Consider the following 23507-nt stretch of genomic DNA (forward strand, 5'->3'; position numbering starts at 1 on the left):
CACTTGTAAAACAACAGAGAAGTTTTCAACCAGAAAGATTCCGCACAATAAAGGAATAAGCATTTCTTTTCGAACAGCAATTGCCAATACAGCGATAATTCCTCCGATAGTTAAACTTCCAGTATCCCCCATAAAAACGGATGCCGGATAGGAGTTATACCAAAGAAAACCAATCAAAGCACCAAGAAACGAAGCTATAAAAACGGTCATCTCACCCGAATTGGGTATATACATTATATTCAGATAGTTTGAGAAAATAATATTCCCCGAAACGAACGTAAAAATCGCTAATGCGAAGACTGAAACTGCAGAAGTCCCTGCGGCCAAACCGTCAATACCGTCAGTTAAATTTGCTCCATTTGAAACAGCCGTAATAATAAAAATCACAATAGGAATAAAAACCAACCAAGCCCATTTTTCATATCCTTCGCCCGTCCAAGCTAAAAGTTCGGCGTAATCAAATTCATTATTTTTAAAAAATGGAATTGTAGTTGCAGTAGATTTTTCCTCCAATGAAACTGGCTTAACAACTGTTTCAGTAGTTTGTTTAAAAATATCAACTTTACTAGTATCAGTTCTAACCGTAACTGCAGGACTAAAATACAAAACCGACCCTACGATTATTCCCAATCCAACTTGACCAAATACTTTAAAAATACCTTTAAGTCCTTGCTTATCTTTCTTAAAAATTTTAATATAATCATCCACAAAACCGATGGTTCCCATCCATAAAGTAGTAACTATCAATAAAACAATATAAATATTATGCAATTTTGCAAAAAGGATTACAGGAACTAAAGTCGCAAAAATGATAATGATACCCCCCATAGTTGGAGTACCTGCTTTTTCATTTTGTCCAGCCAATCCTAATTCACGAACCGTTTCTCCTACTTGCTGTCTACTTAAAAAACCAATTATGCGCTTTCCATAAATGGTAGACAATAACAATGATAACATCAATGCTAAAGACGATCTAAAGGTGATGTATTGAAAAACCCCTGTACCAGGAACATCCATTACTTTGTCTAAATATTGAAATAAGTAGTATAGCATATCTCTTTGTTTATTTGGTTAATCGGTTATTTCCCTAAATGACCTAAAATTTCCTTTACATTTTTCATGTCATCAAAATCATGACGTACACCTTTGATTTCCTGATAAGTTTCGTGACCTTTACCAGCAATCAATATAATATCATTTGGCTGCGCCAATTGACAAGCTGTTTTAATCGCTTGCAATCTATCTGTAATCGACAAAACTTTTTTGAAATTTTGAGCTTGAATCCCTTTTTCCATTTCCTGAATAATGGCTTCAGGCTCTTCGTTTCTAGGATTATCAGAAGTCAAAATTACTTTATCACTTAATTCTGTAGCAATATTGGCCATAACAGGACGTTTTGCAGTATCTCTATTTCCACCGCAACCCACAACCGTTATTAATTGTTCATTATTGGTTCGCACATCGTTAATGGTATTCAAAACATTTTCGAGTGCATCTGGCGTATGAGCATAATCTACTATAGCCGTTATATTCGTATTGGAAACAATATATTGGAATCTTCCAGAAACACTTTCCAATTCGGACATTAATCGAAGTACTTCCAAACTGTCTAGTCCTAATTCTACAGCCGTACCATAAATTGCCAACAGGTTGTAAGCATTAAAAGTTCCAATTAATTTCACCCAAACTTCATTGCCATTTATTTTCAAAAGCAATCCGGACAATTGATTTTCCAGAATTTGAGCTTTATAATCAGAATATGTTTTTAAAGCATAAGAAAGTTTTTTTGCAGCTGTATTTTGAAGCATTACTTGCCCATTTTTGTCGTCAATATTGGTAAGAGCAAAAGCATCACTTGGCAAATTATCGAAAAAAGATTTCTTAACATCTCTATATTCTGCAAACGTAGGATGATAATCTAAATGATCATGAGACAAATTAGTGAATATTCCTCCTCTAAAATACAAAGCCTCAGTTCGCTTTTGGTGAATACCATGCGAGCTTACTTCCATAAAACAATACTCAACACCTGTATCCACCATTTCCTTAAGGAAAGAATTTATGGTTATCGAATCTGGAGTTGTATGGGTCGCTTTATATTCCACATCGTCAACTAAAATCTTCACAGTTGAAAGTAAACCTACTTTGAAACCTGCCTTTTTAAACATTTGGTACAACAAAGAAGCAATAGTTGTTTTACCATTCGTTCCTGTAATACCAACTAATTTCAACTTTTGAGATGGATTACCATAAAAATTTGCAGCCATAAAAGCTAAAGCTGCATTGGTATCTTTCACGCACACATAAGTCACTCCATTTATCAAGCTAGTTGGAAGTGTATCACAAATAACCGCCGAAGCTCCAAGCCCAATTGCTTTTTCTATAAAATCGTGTCCATCTGAAATAGTGCCGCGAATCGCTATAAAAACATCATTTTTTTCTACTTTTCTAGAATCAAAATTCAATTGATTTATAGCAATTTCGGTAGAACCCATTACAGATTCTATCGCCACTTTATATAATATGTCTTTTAGTATACTCATGATAATTCCAATAGAATTGATGAATTTTTTACAATACTCTGTCCTGCTTGAATGGATTGTTTTTTTACTTTCCCAACTCCAACAGCTTTAACCTTTAAACCCAAATTCTCCAATAACGCAACTGCATCCATTCCTGACATTCCCTTTACATTTGGAACAGAATTTTGCTTTTTTTGCATTTTCACATAATAGGTATTATAACTACTCTCTTGTTTTGGATTAGGATTATCTAATTTCTTAATCACATTAGTAGAAGGCGTATCAGTAAATATTTTTTGCGCAATTCTTTTAAAAACTGGCCCAGCAACATCGGCACCATAATAATCATTACCTGAAGTATTAGGTTTATGAACTACAACAATACAGGAATACTTAGGATTATCAGACGGGAAATAACCTACAAAAGAAGAAACATAATGTTTATCTTTCCCTCCATTTGTTGCGTAATTTGCTTGAGCTGTTCCCGTTTTACCTGCCATAGAAAAATCTTTGGAATACAATTTTGACCCTGTTCCTTTTTTTACCACATTAACCAAAACTGTTCTAACTTTTTTTAACGTTTCAGGAGAACAAATCCTTGGATTCATAACTTCTGTATCGTATTTTTTTATGGTCTTATTCCACGCTTTGATTTCAGAAACTAATTGTGGTTTTACCATCACTCCATTATTTGCAACAGCATTATAAAAGGTTAAAGTTTGCAAAGGTGTAACCGAAACTCCATATCCAAAAGCCATCCATGGAAGTGAAATGTTTGACCAATTCTTATCACTTGGTTGCGGAATAAAAGGTTTTCCTTCACCTTGAAAAGCCAATCCTAATTTCCTATTTAAACCATAGGAATTAATGTGATTCACAAATTTCGTAGGATTGTTTTTGTAATTGTTATAAACGGCTTGAACCATTACCGTATTTGAAGAAACTTCAAATCCTCTAGCTAACGATATTTTACCATACCCCCCTTCATGAGAGTCCCTTACTTTTCGACCTGAATAAATAACAACACCGCCATGACTATCATAAACAGTACTTGTATCTGCTACTTTATCTTCCAATATCGCCATCAAATCAACCAATTTAAAAGTAGAACCTGGCTCATGTGATTCGGCGTAAGCATAATTGGTAGTTTCGTAATAAGTCCCATCAGTAGCTCTTCCCAAGTTTGAAATAGCTTTAATATGACCTGTCTTAGTTTCCATAACTACCACACAACCGTGGTCTGCTTCATATTCTTCCAATTGCTTCAACAAAGCATGATGTGCAATATCCTGAATATAAACATCTATTGTAGAGATAACATCATAGCCATCTTGAGGCTCTACTTCGTTTACATCACGAATAGGTTTCCATTGGCCTTTAGCGATTTTTTGTTTTAATATTTTACCGTCTTTTCCGTTAAGGTATTTGCTATACGCCCACTCGATTCCCTTTCCGTCTGAATATCCTTCGGGCATTTTTCTTTCGTAACCAATAGTACGCTCAGCAATGTGTCCAATTGGATGTTCTCTAATTGTTTTTTGCTCAATTATAATTCCACCTTTATAAGCTCCCAAATTAAATAACGGAAGCCCTTTGATTTTCATATATTCGGTATAACTCAACTTTTGAGCTACTAAAAAATATCTGTTTTTATTTGCTCTAGCTCTTCTTAGTTCATTTTGAATTGTGCTGCTGGATTTTTTGAGTATCATTCCCAAAGAATCAGACAGCAATTTTACATTTTTTTCAAAAGTTTCTGTTTTTGGTGCTACAGCATCGAAACGAATTGCATAATTAGGAATTGAAGTTGCCAAAAGACTACCATCAGCTGAATAGATATTCCCTTTATTCGCAGGAATAACAAAATTTTTCACTGTTCTTTCTTTGGCTAATTCTCTATAATGATCTCCATCAACCCACTGAATATTAGTTAACTTAACAGCAATAGCAATTGCCATCAAAAAGATGAAAAAGGCAACCAAGTAGGTTCTATAGGATATATATTTATCTATTACTGCCATATTCTTTCTAAGAAATTTTTCTCTTCGGGTTCTTTAACTTCTATTTTAACTGGAGGAACGGTTGATGGAAAAATTTGTTTTTCTTCCATTTTAGCCGAAACCGTGGATTCCATTTTTAGTTTCATCAACTCAGAACGTCTGTCAACAAATTCAGAACGCAACTCTTTTACTTTATTAGTCAATTCAACAATCTTAAATACTTTTTGTTCGTAACGTTGTGTATTGGCAATCATTATTATAGCTAGTAAAATCACAAAGACAATAAAACGCCAATTTTTGACCGCATTATCATCTATAAGAAACTGTGCTTTTAATATGTTATAAATTCCACCTTTCATTTTATTACTTTTTCTCAGCAATTCTCAATTTAGCACTTCTGGCTCTATTATTCATTTTGATTTCTTCGTTATCAGGAACAATTAATTTTCCAATAGTTTTAAAAGGAACCGAAAAATTTCCATAAAAATCACGTTCAGGTTCTCCTTCGAACATTCCATTTTTTATGAATCTTTTCACCAATCTATCTTCTAATGAATGATAAGAAATCACACTCAATCTTCCACCTGGCTTCAATATCTCAAGGGACTGCTCCAAAAACTCTTTCAAAACATCCATTTCCTGGTTCACCTCAATACGAATCGCCTGATAGATTTGAGCTAATATTTTATTTCGAACTCTCTCGGGCAAATATTTTGCCAAGACTTCTTTCAATTCGTCGGTAGTTTTGATTAACTGATGTTCTCTAGCCTCTATAATTGTCCTGGCCAAAGCTGGTGCATTTTTCAATTCCCCATAATCAAAAAACACTCTTCTCAAGTTGGCATCATCATATTCATTTACTACTCGATATGCATTCAAATCATTTTTTTGACTCATTCTCATATCCAGTTCAGCATCAAATCGAGTTGAAAAGCCTCTTTCGGCCACATCAAACTGATGAGATGAAACTCCTAAATCCCCCAAAATTCCATCAACTTCTTTTATACCATAAAAACGCAAAAATCTTTTTATAAATCTAAAATTTTCGTTAATAAGAGTAAATCTTTCATCAGGGATAGCATTTGCTAAAGCATCCTCATCTTGGTCAAAAGCAAACAATTTACCATTTGGACCTAACCTACTCAATATTTCCTTTGAATGACCACCGCCTCCAAAAGTTACATCCACATATACTCCATCAGGATTTATATTCAGGCCATCTACCGAAGCATGTAGCAATACTGGATTATGATATTCCATTGTCGTCGTCATTTAAATTACCCATTACTTCCTCGGCTAAATCCGCAAAATCAACATCTGCACCATCTATTGATTTCTCATACAAATCCTTATCCCAAATTTCCACAATATTAACTGCAGAAGAAAAAACCACATCTTTATCAATACTGGCAAAAACCACTAAATCCTTAGGAACCAACAACCTACCCAATGCATCTATCTCTACCACTTTTACTCCAGCAGTGAAACGACGAATAAAATCATTGTTCTTTTTTACAAATCGATTAAGTTTATTGATTTTTTTCATCATCAAATCCCACTCTTCCATAGGATACAATTCCAAACAGGGCTGAAATACAGAACGCTTCAAAACAAAACCGTTTTGAAGCGAGGAAGCTAATTGCTTTTTTAAGGGAGCAGGTAATAAAACCCGTCCTTTTGCATCAACTTTACACTCATATGTTCCTATAATTGTGTCCAAGTAAATATTGTTAATTGTATAAAGCAAAAATATATAAAATTTTACCACAATTTACCACTATATACCACTTTGTTAATAAGTTTAACCACTTTTACCCAAAAACGCTTACTTTATAGACAATCAGAACGTTAGCTAAACCATCCATAATTTGTAAGAAAGATTGTGTTTTGCAAAAAAGCAAGCATTTTTGATTATTAAAACACAATCTTAAAAGCTTAAAAAATCTATTATTCATTAGTTAAAAAACTATCAAAACACCATTCAAGACCATTCTTTTTACCATAGACAATAAAAGGTTAAAAAAAAGCTACTAAAATTCTTTTTAATTTTATAAACCCTATATTTGTGAAAAATTGAAAATTGTCATTTAAAACATGGAAAAATACTATAAAAAAGAAGGCAAATACGGATATTACGAAGCAGGCGAAGGAATTCCGATTGTCATCTTACATGGTTTAATGGGGGGACTTAGCAATTTTGATGCTGTGGCTAGTTACTTTTCTAATAAAGGGTACAGAATCATCATCCCCGATTTACCTATTTACACTCAAAACATATTAAAAACAAACGTGAAGAGTTTTGCCGTCTATGTAAAAAACTTCATTACTTACAAAAAATTAGACAGAGTCATTCTTTTAGGAAATTCACTTGGAGGACATATCGCATTATACCATACCAAAATGTTTCCCGAAAAAGTATCAGGACTTGTAATCACAGGAAGTTCAGGATTATACGAAAGCGCCATGGGTGATAGTTACCCAAAAAGAGGCGACTACGAATATATCAAGAAAAAAGCTGAAGATGTATTTTACGACCCAAAAATAGCGACACCAGAACTTATTGACGAAGTATATGCCACAGTAAATGATCGTATAAAATTAATCAAGACCTTGACTATTGCCAAAAGTGCAATTCGTCATAATATGGCCAAAGATTTACCAAAAATGCATGTGCAAACCTGCATTATTTGGGGAAAAAATGATCAAGTTACACCTCCAGATGTAGCTGATGAATTTCATAGATTATTACCTAATTCCACTTTATACTGGATTGACAAATGCGGTCATGCCGCCATGATGGAACAACCCGAAGAATTTAATACACATCTTGAGGATTGGCTTATCCACACTCATCTTAGGGAACACTAATTTAAAAGGAGAATTTTATACTCAAAAACATGAAAATTAATACTGCCGAATTCGTAATAAGTAATTCAGATGTAAGCAAATGTCCAAAGGATTTTTTGCCGGAATATGCTTTTATTGGTCGTTCCAATGTTGGAAAGTCATCATTAATTAACATGTTGACCAATCAAAAAAAATTGGCCAAAACATCTGGAAGACCTGGAAAAACACAATTAATCAATCACTTTTTAATCAATAATAATTGGTTTCTTGTTGATTTACCGGGTTATGGTTATGCCAAAGTTTCCAAAAAAACAAAATCCATATTTCAAGAATTCATCACCGATTACTTCGAGACAAGAGAACAGTTGGTTTGTGCTTTTGTTTTAATTGACATTCGTCATGAAGCACAAACAATCGACATAGAATTCATGTCATATATGGGAGAAAGTGAAATTCCATTTTGCATTATTTTTACCAAAGCGGATAAAATTAGTAAAGTAAAAATCGATTCCCATATTGCAGCTTATAGGAAACAAATGTTTGCCAACAACTGGGCCGAAATGCCACAATACTTTGTCACTTCGGCTACAGAATCAACAGGTAAAGAAGAATTATTAAACTACATAGACGAAGTAAATCAAGAAGTATTTAAAAATAATTCAGAATTTTAAAACCTTTGTCCTTAAAAAAAATCCCAAAACTGAATTTTTAATTTCAGCTTTGGGATTTTTTTTGACCTATCCACAATGAGCTATTTTTTCAATTCTAGTTTCTCAGCGAAATAATCACAGAAGTCTAACATTGTATCAGACATTTTTTCATCATTAGTAGCTCTTTTAAAAGTATCAGCCATTGCCACTAATGTTTGATGAAAGAAAATCTTCATTTCATCAACAGGCATTTCTTTAGTCCACAAATCGATACGCATACTTTCCTTGGCTTTACTATCCCAAACGTTAAGCATAATTGCTTTTGATTCTGATAGTTCCACTCCTCCGTCCTTTGCAGTCCAAAAAAGCTTTTCCGGAACACGGTTTTCATCCAATTCGACTAAAAATTTAATTTCTGAGGTATTTTTATTTGACATTATTTCTTGGGTTTGTATTTTGATTTTTCGAAAATTTCTTTGGCATCCGTTTTTAATAACTGGTCTACCGTAACATCATTATTTGCCATGTAAGACTTAACTATTTGCCAACCTATCCAAGAGCCTACTTGACCTGGAGAATCATTATCTATTTCTAAGTAAAATTTTGAAAAAGGAGCTGGATCAATAAAACGAGAAGTCAACTTCTGTTCATCGCTAAAAAGCATTTCTCTTTCAATAAAATAGCGCCAAATATAACTTTCATTTTCTTGGCACCAAACAATTTGTTCTGGAGTGTATCCCATTTTTTCGGCATCACTATATTCTGGAAGCAAAAGATCTTTTAAATAGAGTTCTTTTCCAAAATAAATCATTTGAGATAACAAATTTTTATCCGTTGGAGAAGCAATTTTCCCTAATGAAAAACTCTTAACTATATCTGGCATCATTTGTCTTTCTTCAAAATTTTGTTTCAGATATTTTGGAAAAGTATAAAACTTATGATCTTTCCCTAAATACAATTCTAACGAAATTAGAACTAAAGAATCTGCATAAATTGCTTTATTCTTATAATCCATATCCGAAATCAGCGTAATTATTTTTGGCGTTTTGGTCTTTGGAAAATAATATTTCATATGTTGCACCAAAGCTTCCACCTCATTTTGGATTCCATCGGTTGAGGCATATTTTTTCTCAACTTCAGTATATACTTCTCTCCAAATAGGAGCTGTCATTTTATTTATCCAAACGCTATCATTAATGGCTGGTGAGAAAAAATAAGGATATTGCTTTTTTAATTTTACCAAATCTTTTGGAGAAGTTTCAAAGAACTGCTTATCAAAACGTTCTACCTTAATTTTATCTACTGGTGTTTCTTCAATAGCTTTTTCAACTTTGCTTTTTTGGTCACAAGACAATAAAAGCAAACTACAAACTATCGATAAGAGAAATAATTTCATATTTATTTTATTTATTTATCAATTTCATGACAAGTTTAAAACATAATTCGCAAATCTTCACAGGTTTTTTCAACCTATATCAAACATCCTCTATTCAATTGTATTATTTTCTTTAAATTTGTTTCCATAGGGATGCCGAAAACATTGTGCTTATATTTTTTGCAAATATACATCCCTGCTTTTTAAAACTTAAACTATTATGACTAAAAAAAGAACCCTCCAAATCGAAAAAGTAAATACTCATATTGTAGAATGGCTAAAAAGCTATGCTGAAAATTCAAAAGTGAATGGATTTGTAATTGGAATATCTGGTGGAGTAGATTCGGCAGTAACCTCAACACTCTGCGCCCAAACAGGTTTGAAAGTATTATGCGTTGAAATGCCAATCCATCAAGCACATAGTCATGTTACTCGTGGACGTGAACACATTGAACAATTAAAAAAACAATTTCCAAACGTCAGTAGTATTGAAGCAGACTTAACTTCGGTTTTTCAAGATTTCATAAAACAGGTTCCAGAAACAAGTGATTTGCACAAACTACATTTATCCCTTGCAAATACCCGCTCAAGACTAAGAATGACCACTTTATATTATTTTGCAGGTATTTACGGTTTATTGGTTGCTGGAACCGGGAACAAAGTAGAAGATTTTGGTGTTGGATTCTTTACAAAATACGGTGATGGTGGAGTCGATTTGAGTCCGATTGCTGATTTAATGAAATCTGAAGTCTATGAACTAGGTGCATATCTAAAAATTCCAAATTCTATTTTGACGGCTGCTCCTACCGATGGATTATTTGGAGACGAACGAACAGATGAAGATCAAATAGGAGCGAGTTATGACGAGTTGGAATGGGCAATGAACCTAACTGACTCAGAACTAGATTCCAATACTTTTTCAGAACGTGAAAAAGAAGTTTTAAAAATCTACACAAAACTTAATCAAAACAATCAACATAAAATGAATCCTATACCAGTTTGCACAATAAACTGTTAAAAAAAAATAATTTGTCCGAAAAATTAGACTTATATGAAAATATTTTTTTAATTTTATATCTTCAAAAACAATCCTAAAACTAAATACCATGATTAAAGTTTGTTTAGCAGATAACTATCCTGTAGTACATTTTGGAATAAAATCGTACTTCAAAGACCATTCGGACATTTCCATCGTTGCCAACGTTGGTAATTTTGCAATGGTAAAAGACATCCTTCTTACCAAAGAAATAGATGTGCTTGTATTGGACCTAGAACTTGAAGGCCTATCGAGTATTTTCGAAATCAAATCGGTTTTGAAAAATTTTCCAAAAACAAAAATTATTTTTTACAGCGGTCTTTCAGAACAGATTTACGCTCCAAATGCTATTAAAGCGGGAGTTTCTGGATTTGTTCACAAAACTGAAAAATTGGAAACTTTAGGTCAATCAATCATCAAAGTAAACCAAGGCAAAATCATCATGAATGAAGCTGTCATGAAAAACATTGCTTTGATTGCAAAACAAAGTAAAAGCGAACGTTTATACAGAAAACTTTCAAATCGTGAAGTAGAAGTATTACGTTATTTAAGCGACGGTAAGAAAAACCACGAAATTGCTGAGATTTTATCGCTCAACGAAAAAACAATCAGTACTTACAAGTTACGATTGTTAACTAAATTAAATGTTACGAATCTAGTAGATTTAGTTAATAAGGCTAAAACTTTAGAAATCGTTTAACTGTAACGCGACATGACTCTTCCTAATTTTTTCGAAAAAGAATTAATTAGTTTATAGTAGTCCATCGCCATAGACATAGACTCTGTATTATCTGAACCTGGTTCATTTGATACAGAGTTTTTTAATTCCTCTATAATTTTATCAACCAAATACCAACGCATCGTCAAAATTGTTTCTGAAACATATTGACTGATAGTTTCGGTTTTAGTTTTAGGAATAATGTTTTGTCCTTCCCAATTATGCAACACCAAACGCTCATCCTCCATCAATATATCGGTCACTTCTTGAGCAAAGTCGGAATTTAAATGCATTAAATATTTTTCAAATTCTAAATTTTCATTTTGAAGAAAATATTGAATTATATCATTAAAAATGTCCCGAAATAAAGGATTGGCAAGTTCTACCTCATCTTCCTGCAAGCTCAAATAAATCCTTTGGTAAACTTTATATTCTTTCTTTTCCGTTACATTTTCAATTTCACCCGATTCATTTGTTCTCAAATAAACATCTTCAAATTCCTCTGTTTTATTTCCATACAATAAAAGAATCTCAATTATTTTACGCTCCAAGCGATAGAGAACATCGACTTTTGCGGCTTGGACAGGATTTTCATTTTTTACAATTTCAAAAGCTTTTTGCTCCTGTTTTGCTTTTTTCCCTACTTCGGTAACATCTTTTTGAACCAACTGTGCCAAAGTGCTTGTCAAAACCTGCTCGGAAATATCCATTATTCTGGAACACTCCTGAATGTAAATTTCACGCTGAATTCTATCCGGAATTTTAGAAATACTGGCGACCATATCCCGAATCAAATCGGCTTTTTTAACAGGATCATTTTTGGCATCATTCATCAAAAGAGATGCTTTGAACTGAATAAAATCCTTTGCATTGTTTTCTAAATACGCAACCAAATCTTCGTAAGATGTTTTTCTGGCAAAACTATCAGGGTCTTCTCCATCTGGAAACGCACAAACTTTTACATTCATTCCTTCTTCAAGGATCAAATCGATTCCACGAATTGAAGCACGAAGTCCCGCAGCATCACCATCAAAGAGAACAGTAATATTTTTAGTCAATCTATTAATCAAGCGTATCTGATCTGGAGTAAGTGCGGTTCCAGAAGAAGCCACTACATTTTCAATACCGGCTTGATTAAACTGGATTACATCTGTATAACCTTCTACTAAAAAACAATTGTTTAGTTTAGCAATAGACTGTTTGGCTTGAAAAATTCCATACAGCACTTTACTTTTATGGTAAATATCACTCTCTGGTGAGTTTAAGTATTTGGCGGCTTTTTTATCATTAGTCAAAATTCGGCCTCCAAAACCAAGTACCCTTCCCGACATACTTTGAATAGGAAACATTACCCTGCTTTTGAATCGGTCAAAAGGGCGATCTTCTCTGGCAATTGTCAATCCTGTACTTTCCAAGAATTCCATTTTATATCCTTTTCCTAAGGCTTCCTTTGTAAAAGCATCCCAAGTTTCTGGCGAATATCCCAAAGCAAATTTCTTGATGGTCTCATTGGTAAAACCACGCTCTTTAAAATAAGAAAGTCCAATAGCTTTTCCTTCTTCAGAGTTTAGAAGTGTAGTATGAAAATAGGTTTTTGCGAATTCAGAAACCAAATACATACTTTCGCGAACATCAGTATTTAATTTTTCTTCATCTGATTGTTCTGTTTCTTCAATCTCAATATTGTATTTTTTGGCTAAATATCGAATAGCTTCCGGATAAGTAAAATGCGAGTGCTCCATAAGGAAAGCAACTGAGTTTCCTCCTTTACCAGAGCTAAAATCTTTCCAAATTCCTTTTGCTGGCGAAACCATAAAAGACGGGGAACGCTCATCCGAAAACGGACTCAGCCCCTTGAAATTACTTCCTGCTCTTTTTAACTGTACAAAATCTCCAATAACCTCCTCTACTCGAGCGGTTTCAAAAACAGTATCTATCGTTGCTTGTGATATCAAAACTTATGAGAATATTTAATAGTAATCCTTTCGAAAATTCGAACAGTTACAAAAATACACAAATCAAACTTTATAATTCAAAATAAAAAAAGTGCTTCATCGCTGAAGCACTTTTTACACTAAAAAACTTAACTAATCACTAATTAAAATCGAAACGAAGTCCTAACGAAATATTATTTTGGTCAACAGCATTATTTTCAAATAAAGGTTGTAAATCATATTTTAAGTACAAACTCGTAGCTCTATATCCAACATACGTACTTAAACCATAATTAAAGTCATTAACATTATAATTGCCTTTCGTTTTTTGTTCCACATCGTTTCCACTGGCATCATCAAAACAAAGAATTTGCTTTGATTTTACCCTGAACCCTGCATAGCCTCCCAAACCAACTCGCATACTTTTATGGGTTCTAAAATAATTTGCATCATCACGTATTTCCTTCTTAGTAAAATCAAACTCTAAATGCAGAGGCACCATAATATACACATTTCTAAATCTGGATTCGTCTAAATGTACTGTACTAGTTATCAAATCGGTTTGCGCTCCGTTTTTCACAAAGTAACGATCATCCGTTGGTCTCAGATTATTATACATCAGCGACATTCCGTATTTAAAATGTAACAGATTATCTTCTTTCAAAATTCTAGTATTGTAAGTCAATCCCCATTCATAAAAGTGAGATTTCCAATATTTAAAATCCGAGTTGGCAACTTGCTTATCAGTTACCAAATTATTTGCCCCAAATGCAAAAACAAATTGGGAAGTAGTTCTTTTTTCGCCATTAATATACTTCTTATGAGAAAAAAAATCTTTATCGATATGAACAGTAATGGTTTTAGAAGTGTCTATGTTTTTAATTTTTCCGTCTACTTTATCCTGAACTAACACATGCAGTTCCTCTTCCAGTTTAGCTACTTTCTCCTCTATTGTTTTAGCACGGGCTTCTGCCAAAACTTTCTTTTTTTCATCAGCCTCTTGATTCGTTAGTTTCCCCTGGGCTAATTGTTCATTTACAACTTCAACTTCAGCTTTTAATTCTTTTTTTTCTTCTTTTACAATGGTTTCTATCCTTGAAGCGATGTCCTTTGCCTTGCCTTCAAATGATTCTTGAGCTTTCATTTTGCTCCCGAAAAGGCATACGAATACTAGTAAGTAAATTTTTAAATTCCTCATGTTTGTTTGTTTTTAAATGTGATTGATGATTTATTCTGAATTTCGATTGCCCAAAGCCAATTTTACTGCTTTAAAATTTTGATTCACAGTTTTAATTGCTTTCTCTCTAAAAGTAAGATCCAGTTCACCATCGACTTGAGTAAGCAATTCCTTCGAATTAACTTTGACATTGGATTTGGCTGCAATAGAACTCTTTTTTTGAGAGGCATTATCTACCGATGCTAATAGCTCGTCAGCATTAACATAAGTTGGTTTTTGCAAAACTATTTTCTGTTCCGCTTTTTGATTGATGATTGGTATTTGTTGTTCTTGAACAATTTCTTTTTCTGCAACTTGAATTCCTGCATTTGATGAAACACTATCAGAACCAACCTTCGATTTTGCTTCTGTTGATACTAATTGTTCTTCTTTGATTTTTGTTCCTTCAACTTTTTTTACCAAATTTATTTTTGCAGGTATAACTTTTATTTCAGGAATAACTTTAGGCTCATTAACTACAATAGCATCACTAGCATTAACATTCCCTTTTTTATTTTGATTAAAATACAAAGTTCCTATTAACAAAAAACCTAAAACACTCGCAGCAATATACATCCACTTAAAGTTTCTTTTTGGCTTTTCGGCAACAGTAAGCATAGCATCCAATCTATCCCAAGAAGCTTTTGAAGGAGTAATCTCCCTTGCGTTGATTTTTTCTTTAAATTGATTTTCTATAACATTCTTTTTCATCGTATTGTTTTTTTACTCAAGAATACTTCTCTTTATTTTTCAAAATACTTATTTGATTTTTCAAAATTCTTCGGGCATGGGCAAATTGCGATTTAGAAGTTCCTTCATTAATACCCAACATACTTGCAATTTCTTTATGCTTATACCCTTCTATAACAAATAAATTAAAGATGATTTTATATCCATCCGGCAAACTGTCTATTAAACTTTGAATATCTTCTATAGAAAACTGAATATCGGATTCATTCTCTACTTCTTCAAAACTTACTGAATCTTCAATAAAATGAACCTTTTTTTGAACCCTAATAAATGAAATGCATTCATTAATCATCGTTCTCCTAATCCAACCTTCAAAACTTCCTTTATTTTCAAATCGTCCTAAGTTAACGAACACTTTCATGAAAGCAGTAATCATAACATCTTCGGCTAATTGTAAGTCTTTAATGTACTGTCGACAAACACTTAACATCTTTGGCGAATATTTGGAATAAATACATTGTTGAGCCTGTCGGTTGTTTTTAACAGCCAATGCAATTAGTTCATTTTCCTCCTGATGTAAATTAATTACTTTCAAAATCGTTTAAAAAGTGTTTCTATAAGTATAGACGAGAATTAATGCAAAAAGGTTGCATGGATTTAAAAAAAAGTTAAAATAAAAGTACAATTTATTTAGACAAATACTACAAACAGCTATTTATCAAATATTTAAAATTAAAAAAATGTGATTATTTTAAAGCTTAAATTTTACTTCTTTCTTTCGATAACGTAGTTCACCATTAAAATAAGTGCTGCTTTATAGTCGGATTCGGGATAATCGCTCAGTAGTTGTAATGCTTCTTGCTGAAATTCCACCATTTTATTTTCGGCATAAGTTAAACCATGATTATTTTTTACAAAAGTAATCACCTCTTTAACTCTTTTTTTATCCTTATTGTGGTTCTTTATGGAGTTTATAAGCCAACTTTTTTCTTTTGAAGTACAATTATTAAGAACATGAATTAATGGCAAAGTCATTTTTTGCTCTTTGATATCGATTCCTGTTGGTTTTCCAATGGCTTCTTCAGAATAATCAAATAAATCATCTTTGATCTGGAACGCCATTCCTATGAGTTCTCCAAATTTTCTCATATTCTCTACCTGAATCTCATCCTCCACAACTGATCGGGCACCAAGAGCACAACAAGCTGCAATAAGTGTAGCAGTCTTTTTTCGGATAATTTCGTAATAAACAGCTTCGGTAATATCGAGTCTCCTGGCTTTTTCTATTTGAAGTAATTCACCTTCACTCATTTCTCGAACAGCAACAGAAATAATTTTCAACAACTCAAAATCACCATGATCGATAGAAAGTAACAGTCCTTTGGACAACAAATAATCCCCTACCAAAACGGCAATTTTATTTTTCCAAAGCGCATTAATAGAGAAAAAACCTCTACGTCTATTACTGTCATCCACCACATCATCATGAACTAATGTTGCCGTGTGAATTAATTCGATTACACAAGCTCCTCTATATGTTCTCTCGTTAACAGAACCTTTGGACACCATTTTGGCCATCAAGAAAACAAACATAGGTCTCATTTGTTTTCCTTTTCTATTGACAATGTAATAGGTAATTCGATTTAAAAGCGCCACTTTGGAAGTCATTGATTCGTAGAACTTTTTTTCAAAAAGTTCCATTTCATAAACTATTGGCTGCTTTATCTGTGTAGTAATATTCATTTAGATGTCAAATATACTATTTTAAATAAAAAAACGTTAATCATAATATGTTAAGTGTAATTAAAATTAATTGTTTAGTAACTATATAATGGCAATTATATTCATTCACCCTTTTACACCAAATCTAAGTATTCTTCCAAAAGGTTTTTAAGTATGATTATAACTTTATAAAAATAGTGTTTTATAGTATACTCCCTCACTAAAACACGAATAATTCCACTCAAAAAAATCTTAAAAAATTGATTTGATTTCATTCAGATTAAATTGTCCTTTTATTCTTTTCATAAGAAAAAGAGAAACTCTAATAGCTTTTTTTTCAAACTAATAATCGTTTTAAAATAACCCTAAAATCTATTAAACATGAAAACAAAGATTTTTCTAATTACTTCATTCATTGCAATTCTATTTTGCATCGGCTGTGATTCTTCAGACAAAACTGCAGATGAAACAAACCTTTCTACAAACAATCAAATAGCTGTCGATTCCAAAATTGATGCTTCCATTGAAGACGTTTCAAATATTGCAGAAGATCAATTTTCTGTTAAACAAAGTAATACTGCCAGATCATCCGAAACGATGCATCCCTTTTTGCCCTCCTGCGCCATTGTAACCTGGACATATGCAAACGGAACGTTCACTGGTACAATTGATTTTGGAACTGAAGGCTGTGCTCTTACAAACGGAAATGTGCTAAAAGGAAAAATAACGCTTTCTTTTTCAGGAAATTTCACGACTTCAGAGCAAATGATTACCTATAGTTTTGATGAGTTTTACCATAACGGCATCAAAATTCAAGGCAGTAGAACGATTACCAGAACCCTTAAAAGCACCGAATTACTTGCAGAAGTTCATCCCGTATTCACCAATAGCGTTGATATAACCGTGACTTTTGAAGACGGATCCTCTTATACCAGAACAGGAAACAGAACAAAAGAAATGATAGATGGTAATGACTGGGAAGATAGAGTTTTCTTGGTTACGGGAAGTTATACCACAAGTAAGTCAAATGGAGACACATGGTCTTGTACTATTCAAACCCCATTGCGTTATGAAATGGCCTGCAAAAAATCAATCCCAGTTTCCGGTACTGTTTTAAAGGTCAATAATGGCGTTGAAACAGTAATTGATTATGGAACTGGAGAATGCGACAATCTTGCCAATGTAACTACGAATGGTGTAACTACCACAATAGAATTAAAAAGATAAACCTTCTTTCATAAAAAAAGCATTAAAAAGAACTTGACTGTTCTTTTTAATGCTTTTTTTATTACTTTTTAGGCCTCTTTATTGGCCAATTGTCCACAAGCTGCATCAATATCCTTCCCACGACTTCTTCTTACTTTTACAACAATTCCGGTGTTTTCAAGTGCTTTTATATAAGCATTTATAGATTCTTCGGAAGCTTGCTGAAATTCCCCATCATCAATTGGATTGTATTCAATCAAATTTACTTTGCAAGGAACGTATTTGCAAAATTTCACCAATGCGTCTATCGAGGCTTTATCATCGTTAATTCCTTTCCAAACAACGTACTCGTAGGATATCTTACTCTTGGTTTTTCGATACCAATACTCTAAAGACTCCCTTAGATCGGCCAAAGGAAAATTTTCACTAAACGGCATGATTCGAGATCGGATTTCATCAATAGCGGAATGCAAAGAAACCGCCAATTTGAATTTCACATCATCATCTGCTAATTTCTTAATCATTTTGGGAATTCCTGAAGTAGAAACCATAATACGTTTTGGAGACATTCCCAATCCTTCTGGAGAAGTGATCATTTCAATCGCTTTCAAAACATTATTGTAATTCATCAGTGGCTCACCCATTCCCATAAAAACAATATTAGACAGCGGATGATTGTGATATAGTCTGCTTTCTCTATCAATCGCAATTACTTGGTCGTAAATTTCGGCTGGTTCGAGGTTACGCATACGTTTCAATCGAGCCGTAGCACAAAAATTACAATCCAGACTACAACCCACTTGGCTGGATACACAAGCCGTTGTTCTGGTTTGGGTTGGGATCAAAACACTTTCTACTACCAATCCATCATGCAACCTAACGGCATTTTTAACAGTTCCGTCTTCACTGCGCTGCATTGTATCCACTTTGATGTGGTTAATAACAAAATGATCTTCCAGCATGGCACGAGTACTTTTGGCCACATTCGTCATGTCCTCAAAACTATGTGCTCCTTTACTCCACAACCATTCATAGACTTGATTGCCTCGGAAAGCTTTATCACCATTGGTTACAAAAAAATCTCTCAATTGGTCTTTGGATAGTGCTCGTATGTCTTTTTTCTCAATTTGCATGGCACAAATTTAATGACAATTTGTTGATAACACAATTTTAAATAAATGACACTCAAATAACATTCCTCCTTAAGAGGACTTTTCTGATTTATAAAACTCAATATTATCCATTTGTAATTGCACCAAAAAAACATATCCATCAAATTTATATTATTCAATTTGATACTTTATTCAAGTAATCTAGAAAACAAATTTCTTAATTATTTAAAAATGTTAAAATCACATTTTTTTTAGAACATTAACAAAATAATTGGAAGAAATAAAATACATTTTAAAGACAAAATTTTAAAAAAAGTAAATAAAAAAATAAATATTATAAAGGAGGAAATCATCCTTTATTGCAACCTTACAAAAAGACCCTTAAGTCCCATACACAAAGGCATAAAGCCCATTTTAACAATAAATGAATGAGACCAAAAACAACAACAAAAAACGATATAGTTAATAACTTACCCTCATGGTTAAATAAAATACAGATTTTATATATTTCTTAACATGATTTATATCATATTCCTATTTTGACTTCCATTCTAAATTTGTACCAGTTAAGCAAGTAAAAAGATTTTTGACGAAAAATTAGAACGAAATCTTACTGCTCAAACTAAAGCTTAATTACAATCAATTTAAATAAAAAGTCATGAATTCAAAAATTAAAACAATTATTACCTCAATGGTTTTGTTTACAATGACCTTATCTGTAAACGCACAAAAAACCTACACTTTAGATGCAAAAACAAATTTTTCGGTATTAGGAACCTCAACACTTCATGATTGGGAAATGAAATCGGCTTCAAGAACAGGAACAGCCAATCTTACGGTAGTCGATTCAAAATTAGTAGATATTAACAGCATCGATATTACTCTCCCTTCTGAAAGCATTAAAAGCGAAAAAAAGAGTATGGACAAAGTAGCTTACGAAACTTTAAAAACAGACAAAATTAAAAACATCAAATATGTTTTAAAATCTGCTGACAAAGTAAACGAAACCACTTGGAATCTTACTGGTACTTATACCATCGCAGGAGTTTCCAAAGTCTTAAAAACACAGGTAAAAACTACAGTAGTAAATGGAGTGGTAACTCTTCAAGGCTCAAATAAAATAACATTCACCGACTTTGGCATGAAATCTCCAACCGCCATGTTTGGTGCAATAAAAACAGGAGAAGACTTAACAATAAAATTCAACCTTAACTTTAATTAAATACCATAATCATGAGAAAAATTTATTTCTTAGCAGCAGGTCTGATATCTATGGCAGCTGCAAACGCTCAAGTTTCATTTGGGCAAATGCAAAATCAAATTCCAAGAAACAAAGAAGGGATCAACGTTTTTGACGTACAAAAAGACGACAAGGAATTCAAAGGACTTAGTGTTGACTTAGGAGGTGCATTCAATATGGATTTCCAAGCGATAAATTCGTTCAATGACCAACCAACAAATTTTCCTGCACCTTCAAATATTACTGGATATCGCTTAATGAATACGGAAAATAATTTTGTCCTTCCCGCTGCTGATATGACTATTGGCGCCCAATTGTTTGATGGTGTAAGAGTAAATCTAGATATTTATTTAGCTTCAAGACACCACAATGACACTTATGCAAGAGGTGGATATTTACAAATTGACAAGCTAGACTTCATCAAAAAAGACTTTTTGGCAGATGTAATGAAATACGCAACAATTAAAATCGGACAAATGGAGAACAACTACGGTGATGCTCACTTCAAAAGTTCCGATAACGGTAGCACGCTTAGAAATGCATTCGTTGGAAATAATATCATGAATGCATTCACTACAGAGATGGGTATTGAAGTATATTATAACAGAAACGGATGGGTTAGCATGTTAGGTGCCACAAATGGAAATTTAAATCAAGGTACTCAAGAAGTGACTTATCCTACTCTTTCTCCTGCTACTCCAGATGCAAACACAGCAGTTAGCCCTACAATCTTGGCCAAATTTGGTTATGACAAACAAATCAAAGAAGATTTGAGAGTAAGACTTACAGGTTCTTACTACCATAATGCAAACTTGGGTAACTCAAACTTATATTCTTCTTCTAGATCAGGATTTGGATTTTGGGGTGTATTGAACAACAACGCTTACAAAAATAACGGTGTCGATGTAGCTAGTAGCTATAATTCAACTTCAACACCAGAAGCAACCTTTAACCCTAATTTCAAAAACTGGGCTACTTCCTACATGATCAACCCATTTGTAAAATACAAAGGTTTTGAATTCTTTGGAACTATCGAATTAGCTTCAGGAGGAGATAAAGCAGGTGTTGACGCAAAACGTACTGCTAACCAATATGCCGGAGACATTGTTTACAGATTTGGAAAAACAGAGCAATTCTATATCGCCGGAAAATACAATACTGTATCCGGGAAACTGTCAAATGCTGATGCCAAAAAAGTTACTGTAGACAGATTTGAATCAAGTGTTGGTTGGTTCATGACTAAAAACATTGTAGCAAAATTAGATTATGTTAGTCAAAATTATAGAGACTATGCACAATTTATAGGAAATCCTGCTACTGGAAACGCCAACAATTTTTATGGCGGTAAATTCAACGGTCTAGTATTTGAAGCTGCAATTTCATTCTAATACAATGCACAGATTATCAATAATGGTTATGGGTTTAGTACTTTCCTTTTTACTTGGAAGTGCTAAACCCATTTCTTCATTAATTGATCCAAATACCATTATCATTGACAGACTGGAAATAGAAATCCTTGGAAATTCTACAGTAGGCAAATACAGTTGCTCCAACTCCCTTTCATACAGAGACACTATTTATTTAAACTCAAACACTAAAAACAGTTTAAAGTCTGAAATCTCAATGAACAATTTTGAATGTGGAAACAGAATTATGAACAAAGATGTCAAAACCACTGTTAAAGCAACCAAATTTCCCAAAAGCACAGTCACCATTACCAACATAAAATCTTTTGGAACCAATTACAAATGCAGTTTGAATTTTCGCATAACAGACAAAACCCTTTCATACCAGAACATGATTCTAAAAACCACAAAAGAATCTCTCGAAGGAAGTGTAGCAGTAAATTTTTCAGACATTGCCCTTGAACCACCAACCAAAATGGGAGGTATCATAAAAGTAAAGGATGAATTTGTGATTCATTTCAACCTGTACAAACTATAATTTCACTTCTTTATTCATTCAATAGTTCCTAATTAAAACAGATGTTTTTATTAGGATTATTTATTTTATAATGGCTCTAAAACTTCCTCATTACTTTCTTTAAAGATATTCACGGAAAAAGTCAATAGAATTTATTATCCAAGATCCTTTTAAAGCCTTTTTCAAAGTTCAAAGTGATTTGACTTTACAAAACACAGCTTAAATTTAATCTTCAAAAGGACATGAAAAAATCATAACTACTTTTAAAAAAAACAACTAAACAGCTAAAATTTAACACTATACCTCATTTTATATCTTTTCTTTTATTAAATTTGTCTTAATCCGAAGACAAAAAACATACTTTCTGAATCAATTAATTAAAACGATACTCTTACCAAAAAAGAGTTTTGGTAAGTTTTGATAAAAAATACAGAACTTAAAAATTATGTTAAATACCCCAAAAAAATAAACATAATTACATTTAAACAAAGCAGCATCAATATTTTTTTATTCTTTAAATACAACTAAAAATATTGTTTTCAAAAAAAGGACATAATTGTCATTTGAAGAATTTGCATTTATAAAATATAGATTTTATATTTTTATTTAACAAGATTATTTTTATATTTATAATTAATTATTCGCACATCAATTTTTGATAAATTCATTTGATTACTTAAAGACGAATCAATTAAAAACTGAAAATCTTTTTCAAATACAATTACTAACCAATTTTTTAAAAAGCTATGAAAACAATTCTTAAAAAAATTACCGCAACATTAGCATTCTTCGCAATTGTACTAACTGCAAATGCTCAAAAAAATTATACGTTAGATGCCAAAACAAATTTTTCAGTATTCGGAACCTCAACCCTTCATGATTGGGAAATGAAATCAGCTTCAAAAACCGGAACAGCAAATTTAACCGTAACTAACTCAAAATTAACAGCTATAACCAGCATTGATATAACGCTTCCTGTAGAGACAATAAAAAGCGAAAAAACTAAAATGGATAAAATTGCCTATGAAACTTTAAAATCAAACAAAAACAAAAACATCAAATATGTTTTAAAATCTGCAGAAAAAGTAAATGAAACAACTTGGAACTTAACAGGAACTTACACTATAGCCGGTGTGAGCAAAGAACACAAAACCCAAGTTAAAACTTCAGTTACCAATGGAATCGTTAATCTGCAAGGATCTAATAAAATAACGTTTAAAGAATTTGGCATGAAATCCCCAACCGCTATGCTTGGCACAATAAAAACTGGAGAAGATTTGACAATAAAATTCAACATTAACTTTAAATAAAAAGAT

General features: G+C 32.7%; 23 protein-coding genes. 9 read left to right on the forward strand and 14 right to left on the reverse strand.

Going from position 1 to position 23507, the window contains the following annotated elements; all coding sequences use genetic code 11:
• The 6 genes from VFS71_RS19410 to mraZ form a co-directional block, all read right to left on the reverse strand.
• Positions 1-1053: phospho-N-acetylmuramoyl-pentapeptide-transferase (locus VFS71_RS19410; protein ID WP_326403327.1), on the reverse strand; the 1053-nt coding region annotated here is incomplete at its 3' end.
• 26 nt (positions 1054-1079) lie between these two features.
• Positions 1080-2543, reverse strand: coding sequence for a UDP-N-acetylmuramoyl-L-alanyl-D-glutamate--2,6-diaminopimelate ligase (locus tag VFS71_RS19415; RefSeq protein WP_326403328.1), 1464 nt, complete (start codon positions 2541-2543; stop codon positions 1080-1082).
• Positions 2540-4543 carry a penicillin-binding protein gene (locus VFS71_RS19420; protein ID WP_326403329.1) on the reverse strand — a complete coding sequence of 668 codons (2004 nt, stop codon included), beginning with the start codon at positions 4541-4543 and terminating at the stop codon, positions 2540-2542. Before VFS71_RS19420 ends, VFS71_RS19415 begins: the two co-directional genes overlap by 4 nt.
• Positions 4534-4881, reverse strand: a complete 348-nt coding sequence (locus tag VFS71_RS19425; RefSeq protein ID WP_077370880.1) for an FtsL-like putative cell division protein — start codon at positions 4879-4881, stop codon at positions 4534-4536. The genes VFS71_RS19420 and VFS71_RS19425 overlap by 10 nt, the downstream gene beginning before the upstream one ends.
• 4 nt (positions 4882-4885) lie before the next feature.
• Positions 4886-5794, reverse strand: coding sequence for a 16S rRNA (cytosine(1402)-N(4))-methyltransferase RsmH (gene rsmH, locus VFS71_RS19430; protein WP_326403330.1), 909 nt, complete (start codon positions 5792-5794; stop codon positions 4886-4888).
• On the reverse strand, positions 5769-6242 hold the full coding sequence (gene mraZ / locus VFS71_RS19435) for a division/cell wall cluster transcriptional repressor MraZ (protein WP_326403332.1): 474 nt from the start codon (positions 6240-6242) through the stop codon (positions 5769-5771). The genes rsmH and mraZ overlap by 26 nt, the downstream gene beginning before the upstream one ends.
• Positions 6243-6616: 374 nt before the next feature.
• Between mraZ and VFS71_RS19440 the strand changes: the two genes are divergently transcribed.
• Positions 6617-7390, forward strand: a complete 774-nt coding sequence (locus VFS71_RS19440; RefSeq protein WP_326403333.1) for an alpha/beta hydrolase — start codon at positions 6617-6619, stop codon at positions 7388-7390.
• Between the two features lie 29 nt (positions 7391-7419).
• On the forward strand, positions 7420-8040 hold the full coding sequence (gene yihA, locus VFS71_RS19445; protein ID WP_326403334.1) for a ribosome biogenesis GTP-binding protein YihA/YsxC: 621 nt from the start codon (positions 7420-7422) through the stop codon (positions 8038-8040).
• 80 nt (positions 8041-8120) lie between these two features.
• Here the strand turns inward: yihA and gldC are convergent, their stop codons facing one another.
• Entirely contained in the window at positions 8121-8456 is a 336-nt protein-coding gene (gene gldC, locus VFS71_RS19450; protein WP_111409904.1) for a gliding motility protein GldC, read from the reverse strand.
• Positions 8456-9415 carry a gliding motility lipoprotein GldB gene (gldB, locus tag VFS71_RS19455; RefSeq protein ID WP_326403335.1) on the reverse strand — a complete coding sequence of 320 codons (960 nt, stop codon included), beginning with the start codon at positions 9413-9415 and terminating at the stop codon, positions 8456-8458. Before gldB ends, gldC begins: the two co-directional genes overlap by 1 nt.
• 199 nt (positions 9416-9614) lie before the next feature.
• Here gldB and nadE point away from each other — a divergent pair, with 199 nt between their 5' ends.
• On the forward strand, positions 9615-10412 hold the full coding sequence (nadE, locus tag VFS71_RS19460) for an NAD(+) synthase (protein WP_326403336.1): 798 nt from the start codon (positions 9615-9617) through the stop codon (positions 10410-10412).
• A gap of 88 nt (positions 10413-10500) precedes the next feature.
• Positions 10501-11130, forward strand: coding sequence for a response regulator transcription factor (locus VFS71_RS19465; protein WP_077373388.1), 630 nt, complete (start codon positions 10501-10503; stop codon positions 11128-11130).
• Here the strand turns inward: VFS71_RS19465 and dnaG are convergent.
• The 5 genes from dnaG to VFS71_RS19490 all read right to left on the reverse strand — a co-directional run bounded on the left by dnaG (position 11127) and on the right by VFS71_RS19490 (position 16731).
• Positions 11127-13103: a DNA primase gene (gene dnaG / locus VFS71_RS19470; protein ID WP_326403337.1), complete on the reverse strand. Its 1977-nt coding sequence runs from the start codon at positions 13101-13103 to the stop codon at positions 11127-11129. The two genes, VFS71_RS19465 and dnaG, sit on opposite strands and share 4 nt — an antisense overlap.
• Positions 13104-13242: 139 nt before the next feature.
• Positions 13243-14280 (reverse strand): hypothetical protein, encoded by a 1038-nt coding sequence (locus tag VFS71_RS19475; RefSeq protein ID WP_326403338.1) that lies wholly within the window; start codon positions 14278-14280, stop codon positions 13243-13245.
• A 30-nt stretch (positions 14281-14310) separates the two neighbouring features.
• Positions 14311-15009 carry a hypothetical protein gene (locus VFS71_RS19480; protein WP_326403339.1) on the reverse strand — a complete coding sequence of 233 codons (699 nt, stop codon included), beginning with the start codon at positions 15007-15009 and terminating at the stop codon, positions 14311-14313.
• Positions 15010-15025: 16 nt separating this feature from the next.
• Positions 15026-15583, reverse strand: coding sequence for an RNA polymerase sigma factor (locus VFS71_RS19485; protein WP_326403340.1), 558 nt, complete (start codon positions 15581-15583; stop codon positions 15026-15028).
• A gap of 170 nt (positions 15584-15753) precedes the next feature.
• Positions 15754-16731 carry a polyprenyl synthetase family protein gene (locus VFS71_RS19490; protein ID WP_326403341.1) on the reverse strand — a complete coding sequence of 326 codons (978 nt, stop codon included), beginning with the start codon at positions 16729-16731 and terminating at the stop codon, positions 15754-15756.
• Positions 16732-17091: 360 nt separating this feature from the next.
• Between VFS71_RS19490 and VFS71_RS19495 the strand changes: the two genes are divergently transcribed.
• Positions 17092-17937 (forward strand): hypothetical protein, encoded by an 846-nt coding sequence (locus VFS71_RS19495; RefSeq protein ID WP_326403343.1) that lies wholly within the window; start codon positions 17092-17094, stop codon positions 17935-17937.
• A gap of 68 nt (positions 17938-18005) precedes the next feature.
• Here the strand turns inward: VFS71_RS19495 and rlmN are convergent, their stop codons facing one another.
• On the reverse strand, positions 18006-19049 hold the full coding sequence (gene rlmN / locus VFS71_RS19500; RefSeq protein WP_326403345.1) for a 23S rRNA (adenine(2503)-C(2))-methyltransferase RlmN: 1044 nt from the start codon (positions 19047-19049) through the stop codon (positions 18006-18008).
• 637 nt (positions 19050-19686) lie between these two features.
• On the opposite strand from rlmN, the gene VFS71_RS19505 reads away from it, so the two are divergent.
• The 4 genes from VFS71_RS19505 (at position 19687) to VFS71_RS19520 (ending at position 23501) form a co-directional block, all read left to right on the forward strand.
• Positions 19687-20250: a YceI family protein gene (locus tag VFS71_RS19505; protein WP_326403346.1), complete on the forward strand. Its 564-nt coding sequence runs from the start codon at positions 19687-19689 to the stop codon at positions 20248-20250.
• An 11-nt stretch (positions 20251-20261) separates the two neighbouring features.
• A complete protein-coding gene (locus VFS71_RS19510) occupies positions 20262-21656 on the forward strand; it encodes a hypothetical protein (RefSeq protein ID WP_326403348.1) in 1395 nt (464 codons plus the stop codon).
• A gap of 4 nt (positions 21657-21660) precedes the next feature.
• Positions 21661-22212: a YceI family protein gene (locus tag VFS71_RS19515; RefSeq protein WP_326403350.1), complete on the forward strand. Its 552-nt coding sequence runs from the start codon at positions 21661-21663 to the stop codon at positions 22210-22212.
• A 725-nt stretch (positions 22213-22937) separates the two neighbouring features.
• Entirely contained in the window at positions 22938-23501 is a 564-nt protein-coding gene (locus VFS71_RS19520) for a YceI family protein (RefSeq protein WP_326403351.1), read from the forward strand.
• The last annotated feature ends 6 nt before the right edge of the window (positions 23502-23507 follow it).

The organism is Flavobacterium sp., assembly GCF_035760125.1.
Taxonomy (GTDB): Bacteria; Bacteroidota; Bacteroidia; order Flavobacteriales; family Flavobacteriaceae; genus Flavobacterium.

Coding starts and splice junctions, on each gene's coding strand:
- VFS71_RS19415 (WP_326403328.1), bottom strand. CDS start 2,543: ATGAGTATACTAAAAGACATATTATATAAAGTGGCGATAGAATCTGTA.
- VFS71_RS19420 (WP_326403329.1), bottom strand. CDS start 4,543: ATGGCAGTAATAGATAAATATATATCCTATAGAACCTACTTGGTTGCC.
- VFS71_RS19425 (WP_077370880.1), bottom strand. CDS start 4,881: ATGAAAGGTGGAATTTATAACATATTAAAAGCACAGTTTCTTATAGAT.
- rsmH (WP_326403330.1), bottom strand. CDS start 5,794: ATGACGACGACAATGGAATATCATAATCCAGTATTGCTACATGCTTCG.
- VFS71_RS19440 (WP_326403333.1), top strand. CDS start 6,617: ATGGAAAAATACTATAAAAAAGAAGGCAAATACGGATATTACGAAGCA.
- yihA (WP_326403334.1), top strand. CDS start 7,420: ATGAAAATTAATACTGCCGAATTCGTAATAAGTAATTCAGATGTAAGC.
- gldC (WP_111409904.1), bottom strand. CDS start 8,456: ATGTCAAATAAAAATACCTCAGAAATTAAATTTTTAGTCGAATTGGAT.
- gldB (WP_326403335.1), bottom strand. CDS start 9,415: ATGAAATTATTTCTCTTATCGATAGTTTGTAGTTTGCTTTTATTGTCT.
- nadE (WP_326403336.1), top strand. CDS start 9,615: ATGACTAAAAAAAGAACCCTCCAAATCGAAAAAGTAAATACTCATATT.
- VFS71_RS19465 (WP_077373388.1), top strand. CDS start 10,501: ATGATTAAAGTTTGTTTAGCAGATAACTATCCTGTAGTACATTTTGGA.
- VFS71_RS19475 (WP_326403338.1), bottom strand. CDS start 14,280: ATGAGGAATTTAAAAATTTACTTACTAGTATTCGTATGCCTTTTCGGG.
- VFS71_RS19480 (WP_326403339.1), bottom strand. CDS start 15,009: ATGAAAAAGAATGTTATAGAAAATCAATTTAAAGAAAAAATCAACGCA.
- VFS71_RS19490 (WP_326403341.1), bottom strand. CDS start 16,731: ATGAATATTACTACACAGATAAAGCAGCCAATAGTTTATGAAATGGAA.
- VFS71_RS19495 (WP_326403343.1), top strand. CDS start 17,092: ATGAAAACAAAGATTTTTCTAATTACTTCATTCATTGCAATTCTATTT.
- rlmN (WP_326403345.1), bottom strand. CDS start 19,049: ATGCAAATTGAGAAAAAAGACATACGAGCACTATCCAAAGACCAATTG.
- VFS71_RS19505 (WP_326403346.1), top strand. CDS start 19,687: ATGAATTCAAAAATTAAAACAATTATTACCTCAATGGTTTTGTTTACA.
- VFS71_RS19510 (WP_326403348.1), top strand. CDS start 20,262: ATGAGAAAAATTTATTTCTTAGCAGCAGGTCTGATATCTATGGCAGCT.
- VFS71_RS19515 (WP_326403350.1), top strand. CDS start 21,661: ATGCACAGATTATCAATAATGGTTATGGGTTTAGTACTTTCCTTTTTA.
- VFS71_RS19520 (WP_326403351.1), top strand. CDS start 22,938: ATGAAAACAATTCTTAAAAAAATTACCGCAACATTAGCATTCTTCGCA.